The organism is Candidatus Taylorbacteria bacterium (assembly GCA_039934295.1).
Lineage (GTDB): Bacteria > Patescibacteriota > Minisyncoccia > Phycocordibacterales > HO2-43-120 > HO2-43-120.
In genome coordinates this window covers 61,814-68,171 of the sequence record JBDTMN010000005.1, presented here as the reverse complement: position 1 = coordinate 68,171, position 6,358 = coordinate 61,814, and the positions used below count along the sequence as shown (strand labels likewise).

Sequence of the window (6,358 nt, the reverse complement as noted above, 5' to 3'; positions counted from 1 at the left end):
CCCATTGCCACCTACAGCCGGATGCCCAGCAGGAGCAGTGTTCAATTATATGACAAGCGCTCCATGCGTGCCTTCAAACGTTCCAGGATGCCCAGCAGGAGCAATGTTCAATTACTTAACTGGCGCTTCATGCTCGGGTGCATCTTTCCCTGGTCAAGGCGGAGTTGGTGATGTCAACGTTGACCAAACCAGTTCTGGTACTGATAGCGAAGTGACAGAAAACGATGATGATGTCCCTGTCCTCGGCTTCGATATTGACGCGGAAGGCTCGGATATTGACGTTACTTCTGTCAGAGTTGAGTTTGTTTACGACGGAGCTACCACTGGTTCAGATAACCTCGACCGCTATGTTGACCAAGTATCCATTTTGATGGAGGGCGATGTAGTTGGAACTATTGATGTTGATGAATTCAATGAAGACAACGATATCTACTCCGCCAACATCTCTATCTCTAACGCGACGATTCAAGAGAATGAGAGTGCTCGATTCCATGTTGCCGTTACATCAGTCAACAATGTTGACAGCGATGACCTCGGCGAGCCTTGGGTTGTTGGTCTAGGCCAAATCCGATTTGAAGACCGCTCTGGCGCAATCTTGACAGATAATACTGGAAATGGTGTTAATGTAGATGGAGCTGGTGTTGTTACCGGCGACATTAGCGAAGTCTTCTCATTTGAGGATTTGAGCAGTTCAGGCGATATTCGTCTTCGTGTGAATGAAGATGACGATAGTATTAACAATGCCCACACGGTTCAAATTGATAATTCAGGCGACACAAATGATGTTGAAATCTTGAGCTTCACGCTTGAAGCGGAGGGTTCTGACATCACTCTAAACAGCATTCCGTTCGATATTAATTCATTTGGCGCTGGTGTTACAGAAATTGCCAGCGACTTCCGTCTCTTGATGGATGGTGATGAAGTTGGTGATGTAACGATTGATGCCGGTGGTTTTGCTCCGAGTGCAGATACTTCTCGTAGAGTTACTATTACTAACCTTGACGATGATGATGTTATTATAGACGCTGATGGTTCAGCCACCTTCACCTTGCTAGCTGATATCAATGAAATTGGCGGTACCTTGGGTAACGGTGATAGCTTTACTTCCGTACTCTTGAATTCTGATCTCATAGATGCTGACGATGAGAATGGCGACGGAGTAGACATCACCGATCTTACCGGAACCGCTGAAAGCAATGATATCTCATTTGCTTCAACAGGAATCACGATAAGCGTAGGTGCCGCTGACCCTTCTTGTACAAGTACTTCTTGTATAGACAATAACGGAACATCACAGGACGCTACTGACGATAGAGGTGTATTCGTTATTAACTTCGACGTAGAAGCATTTGACGATCCAGCATACATTGCATTGACTGGAGCAAGTAGCACAGATTCAACGTTCCCATTGGATATTGTTGCGGGTGCATTTGCTTTTGTTGAAAACGCAAATACTAACGCAGCATTGGGTACAGGTGTAACTACTGTTAGCTTGGACCGAACCAGTGGTGGTAGTGAGACTACAGCTGGAGGTGTGACTTATGCGAAAATTAACGCTGGTCAAACTGCTAGCTTCCGATTAACGGTTTACCACAATGCAGCTGTAGCAGATATCTTGACTCGTGGACAGCTTCAGGCAATTAACTTTGCAGCAACAGCTGTACCGGCTACTTTGCAACAGTTAGCGTTGCCTACTGAGGACTATCAGTCAGCTTCAATCATCATTCCTAACTAAATTTAGGATTATGGAATCCAAGGAGTCCCCTTGGAGTACGAATCTCGATTGAAAACTAGTTAGCTTCTTGTGTCATCTGGTTAAACCCAGGTGAATAGCTAAACAAAACCGCCGAGCACCCACGTGTGCCTCGGCGGTTTTGTTATGTCTGCCTTTCCCCCCCCCCTTTTTTTTTCTTTTTCTTCTTTCCACCTTCTTCCATTCCCCATTTCCCATTTCTCTTACCTCCTCCAAAATCCCATTTCCTCCTCCCCAAACCCTCCAAAACCCTCCAACCCCCCCAAAAAACCCTCCAAGGGTTACCCTTGGCGCAATCTACCCATATTTCTACGTCGGCATTTTCTCTAAAAACCCTCCAAGGGTTACCCTTGGCGAAATCTAACCGTATTCCTACGTTGTTCCTTTCCCAAAAACCTTCCAAGGGTTACCCTTGGCGCAATCTACCCATATTCCTACGTTCCACGATGCACTCCAAGGAAGTTTTCTTGGAGTACGAATCTCGATTGAAAAATAGTCAGTTAGCTTCTTGTGTCACTTGGTTAAACCCAGGTGAATAGCTAAACAAAACCGCCGAGCACCCCGTGTGCCTCGGCGGTTTTGTCATGTCTATCCTTTTTCTCCTCTTTTTTTTTCTGCGGCAGGAACCTCCAAAAACCCTCCAAGGGTTACCCTTGGCGCAATCCACCCATATTCCTACGTCGCCCTTTTCTCTAAAAACCCTCCAAGGGTTACCCTTGGCGTAATCCACCCATATTCCTACGTTCCACGATGCACTCCAAGGAGTTTCCTTGGAGTATGAATCTCGATTGAAAATAGTCAGTTAGCTTCTCGTGTCATCTGGTTAAACCCAGGTGAATAGCTAAACAAAACCGCCGAGCACCACTATGGTGCCTCGGCGGTTTTGTTATGCCTCACTTTTGCCGACCTACCTACCTATTTACTATAAACCATAATTTTGCTATAGTGTAAATATGAAAAATCAATTTGAATTTAGAATTGAATATGAAGTAGATAAAGAGACTGGGCAAATTGTCGCTACTGTTCCAGAATTGAATCATGTTTCATCCTTCGGTGATACATTTGCCGAAGCGGAAGCCAATGTTAGAGAAGCGGCATTGGGGTATTTTGAAGTGCTCATAAAAGAAAATAAAGAAATTCCTAAACCGGCATTTCACACTGAAGGCACATACCTCAAGCTTTTTGTTCCTCATGAAAGTCTGACTTTATGAGCAAGCTTAAAAGGATTCCAGCGAAAAAAGTTATTCAAAAGCTAAAAAAAGCAGGCTTCTTCGAAACTCATCAAAGAGGCAGTCATCTATATTTAAAGAGTCAAGATGGAACAAAAATTGTGACTGTTCCGGTACATGGATCAAAAGACATACCTATCGGCACGCTTTATAACATAGTTGTTCGTCAAGCCGGACTGTCGGTAGACGAGTTTAATTCCTTGTGATTTCTTGATTTGGAAACCCTCCAAAGGTAACCCTTCTCCACCATTTTACCACCAAAGCCCCCCAAGAACCCTCCAAGAGTTTCCAAGGGTTACCCTTGGCGCAATCTACCCATATTCCTACGTCGACCTTTTCTCTAAAAACCCTCCAAGGGTAACCCTTCTCCACTTTTTTGCCACCAAAACCCTCCAAGAACCCTCCAAGAGTTTCCAAGGGTTACCCTTGGCGAAATCTAACCATATTCCTACGTTCCAAAATGTACTCCTAGGAGTCTCCTTGGGTAAAAATCCATATATGGTATACTTTTCTCATTATCATTATGATTCAAAATAGCTATGCCCACTCAAAATGAAGTTTCGTCATTGCCTCCTCGCGTTCCGCTTACTATCGGAAAGTTTAAAGCTAGCCGAATGATTGTCCGTGAATCTTGGAGTGTCTTGAATCAGGATAAAGAGCTCCTCTTGTTTCCCGTGCTCTCCTCGATTTTCAGCATTCTCGCGCTTGCGGTTGTAGCTTCAATTTATTTTTTTGTCATTTTAGGAGGAAGTTTGGCAACTTTAGAGAATGAGAACCAAATGAACGTGACTTCCTACGCAGTCCTTTTTGTCTGGTACTTTATCGTATTCTTTATCACAAATTTTTTTCAGGCGGGAATGTATCTGATTGTTGATGCTCGGTTTAAAGGAGGAAACTTGAGTTTGGGAGATGGTATAAAAGCCGCCTTCGAAAATGCTCCGAAGATTGCTCTTTGGTCACTGATTTCTTCAACGGTAGGCCTTGTCCTCCGGATCATTGCCGACAATTCGAAAATCATCGGCAAAATCGTGGCGATGATTTTTGGCGCTGCTTGGAATATCCTTACCTATTTCAGTCTACCCTCGCTTATTATCGGAAAAAAATCAATCAAAGATTCGTTCCACGAGTCTGCGGCGATTATTCGAAAAACTTGGGGTGAAACGATTATTATAAATCTCGGAGTGGGATTAGTCTTCGGACTTCTCTTTTTCGCGGTGTTCGGTGTCGGTGTTACACTATTTATTCTTTTTCCAACGATTAAAATGGGGATAGCAATCGGAATCTTTCTTTTATTGGCCGTCATCCTTCTTTCTATCGTCTCTTCCTGCCTAGGGGCGATTTTTAAACTGGCACTCTATGAATACGCTTCGACCGGAAACATTCCTCAAGGGTTTTCTCCCGAGTTGATTCAAAACGCCGTTAAGTCGAAGTAAGCTCCCTCCAAGGGTTACCCTTGGCGCAATCTACCCATATTCCTACGTTCCAAGGGTAACCCTTGGAGATTAAAGTCCTAATAACTAATAACAATGAGTACTAGAAAAACTCCATTTGCTCTTCATGAGCACTATCATCTTTATAATAGGGGTGTTGATAAGCGTATTATTTATTTGGACAAAAATGATAAAAAAAGATTTGTAAGGCTGTTATTTCTTTGTAACGGAAGTCAGTCATTAGTTTATAAAGATATCGGAAATACGCCACTTTCATCAACTAATGTTGGAGAAAAATTGGTCGCGATTGGAGCTTACTGCTTGATGCCGAATCATTTTCATATCTTAGTGAGAGAAATAAAGGAAGGAGGTATTGTGAAGTTTATGTCAAAATTGAAGACGAGCTACTCCATGTATTTTAATAAAAAATATGCTAGAACCGGGATACTTTTTGAAGGTGAATTTCAATCCTCTCACCTAGATTCAGATGAGTATTTGAAATATATTTTTTCATACATTCATCTCAACCCCCTTAAAATTTTTGATCCATTGTGGAGAGAGAAGAAAATCGAAAAAGATATCGCAAAAACTTTTTTGCATAGTTACTCTGATTCTAGTTATTTAGATTATATTGGAGAGAAAAGAGAGAATAGTCTGATAATCAATTCTTCGGCTTTTCCCGCCTACTTTAGAAGCACAAACGATTTCAAGACGAATCTTTTTGAGTGGATCAATTTTGATCCCGATGCTATATAAGTGAGGGAAAAATTTCCAAGGGTAACCCTTGGAGATTTTTGTCTTTATACTTGTCACTTGATGCGTTATACTTTATGCATGTTTCGATATTTCGACAAGACTTTTTTTAGATTTGCAGGAGGGTTTCTTGCTATAATTTTCGTAAGCATAATTATTTTTCTCGTCGCAAGCTATGAACGGCAAAAAATGGATCAAGCCGCCGCTGTGGAATTGATTAAAATCGACTAAGTACCGCAGGAAGGGACGTCGCTTGTCATGTTGACAAAATAGAGGAATTTAATAAGATGTCGAAATAAGGCCAGAGACAGCGGGCAGGGTAGGTTACAGGTGAAAGGTGAAAGGTGTAAGCAGGATTAGATTGGATTTTTCCTATCTTCTCAACTAACACCTAACACCTCAAACCTAACACCTTCCCCCAAGACCTGCCGAGGTTTATCTCAAAAGCATTTTGCTTTTCCTCTTTGCCTTTTATCAAACCCCGTAGTAGATTTTGGCGAGGGACTTTGTCCAGCGCTTTGCGCATCGCCAAAATTCACTACCGGGTAAAGGTCGTTTTTATTTACGCTAGAAGCTAATAGCTAATAGCTAAAAGCTAATCAGCATGCCAATATCAAAAGAAAAAAAGAAAGAAATATATGCCAAACTGGCTGAACTTGCCCGAGAAAACAAGGGCGTGGCCTTTGTAAATTTCCACACGATGACGGTGAAAGACATAAGCGAAGCAAGACGTGTCTTAAAGTCGAAAAATGTCGGTTACTACGTGGCCAAGAAAACGCTTGTGAAGAGGGCGCTCACCGATGCAAAAATAGAAGGTGAGATGCCCGAACTTCTAGGAGAAGTCGGGGTTGCCTACAGCGTCGAGCCCACTGCTCCAGCAAGGGAAGTGTTTGAATTCGCAAAGAAGTTTGAAAACAAGTTCTCTCTTTTGGGCGGAGTGTTTGAAGGGGTGTTCAAAAATAAGGAAGAAATACGGGCAATCGCTCTCATCCCTTCCTTGCAGGCACTTCGGGGAATGTTCGTGAATCTCATTAATTCACCGCGACAGAGGTTTGCGATGGTGTTGAGTGAGAAGGCGAAGAAAAGTTAATTACTAATAAAATCGATGCCAATATACGAATGTATGCGAATGCAACGAATGGGAATGAGCCCGCTGTCATTCGTATCATTCGAATGCATTTGTAGATTTGTAT

The 6,358-nt window shown here is 42.6% G+C and carries 8 protein-coding genes; 6 read left to right on the top strand and 2 right to left on the bottom strand.

The window, feature by feature from the left end:
* On the top strand, positions 1-1,735 hold a 1,735-nt coding region (locus ABI430_02310; protein ID MEO8637711.1), incomplete at its 5' end, for a hypothetical protein.
* 142 nt (positions 1,736-1,877) lie between these two features.
* On the opposite strand, the gene ABI430_02305 is transcribed toward ABI430_02310, so the two are convergent.
* Complete coding sequence (locus ABI430_02305) at positions 1,878-2,156, bottom strand: hypothetical protein (protein ID MEO8637710.1); 279 nt, start codon at positions 2,154-2,156, stop codon at positions 1,878-1,880.
* Positions 2,157-2,706: 550 nt separating this feature from the next.
* Between ABI430_02305 and ABI430_02300 the strand changes: the two genes are divergently transcribed.
* Together ABI430_02300 and ABI430_02295 are read left to right on the top strand one after the other, a co-directional pair.
* Positions 2,707-2,964 carry a type II toxin-antitoxin system HicB family antitoxin gene (locus ABI430_02300; GenBank protein ID MEO8637709.1) on the top strand — a complete coding sequence of 86 codons (258 nt, stop codon included), beginning with the start codon at positions 2,707-2,709 and terminating at the stop codon, positions 2,962-2,964.
* A complete protein-coding gene (locus tag ABI430_02295) occupies positions 2,961-3,188 on the top strand; it encodes a type II toxin-antitoxin system HicA family toxin (protein MEO8637708.1) in 228 nt (75 codons plus the stop codon). The genes ABI430_02300 and ABI430_02295 overlap by 4 nt, the downstream gene beginning before the upstream one ends.
* Here the strand turns inward: ABI430_02295 and ABI430_02290 are convergent.
* A complete protein-coding gene (locus ABI430_02290; protein ID MEO8637707.1) occupies positions 3,175-3,399 on the bottom strand; it encodes a hypothetical protein in 225 nt (74 codons plus the stop codon). The two genes, ABI430_02295 and ABI430_02290, sit on opposite strands and share 14 nt — an antisense overlap.
* 122 nt (positions 3,400-3,521) lie before the next feature.
* Here ABI430_02290 and ABI430_02285 point away from each other — a divergent pair, with 122 nt between their 5' ends.
* The 3 genes from ABI430_02285 (at position 3,522) to rplJ (ending at position 6,255) form a co-directional block, all read left to right on the top strand.
* Positions 3,522-4,415, top strand: a complete 894-nt coding sequence (locus ABI430_02285) for a DUF6159 family protein (protein MEO8637706.1) — start codon at positions 3,522-3,524, stop codon at positions 4,413-4,415.
* Positions 4,416-4,508: 93 nt separating this feature from the next.
* Positions 4,509-5,168, top strand: a complete 660-nt coding sequence (locus ABI430_02280; protein MEO8637705.1) for a transposase — start codon at positions 4,509-4,511, stop codon at positions 5,166-5,168.
* Positions 5,169-5,769: 601 nt separating this feature from the next.
* Complete coding sequence (gene rplJ, locus ABI430_02275; GenBank protein ID MEO8637704.1) at positions 5,770-6,255, top strand: 50S ribosomal protein L10; 486 nt, start codon at positions 5,770-5,772, stop codon at positions 6,253-6,255.
* Positions 6,256-6,358: the final 103 nt, after the last annotated feature.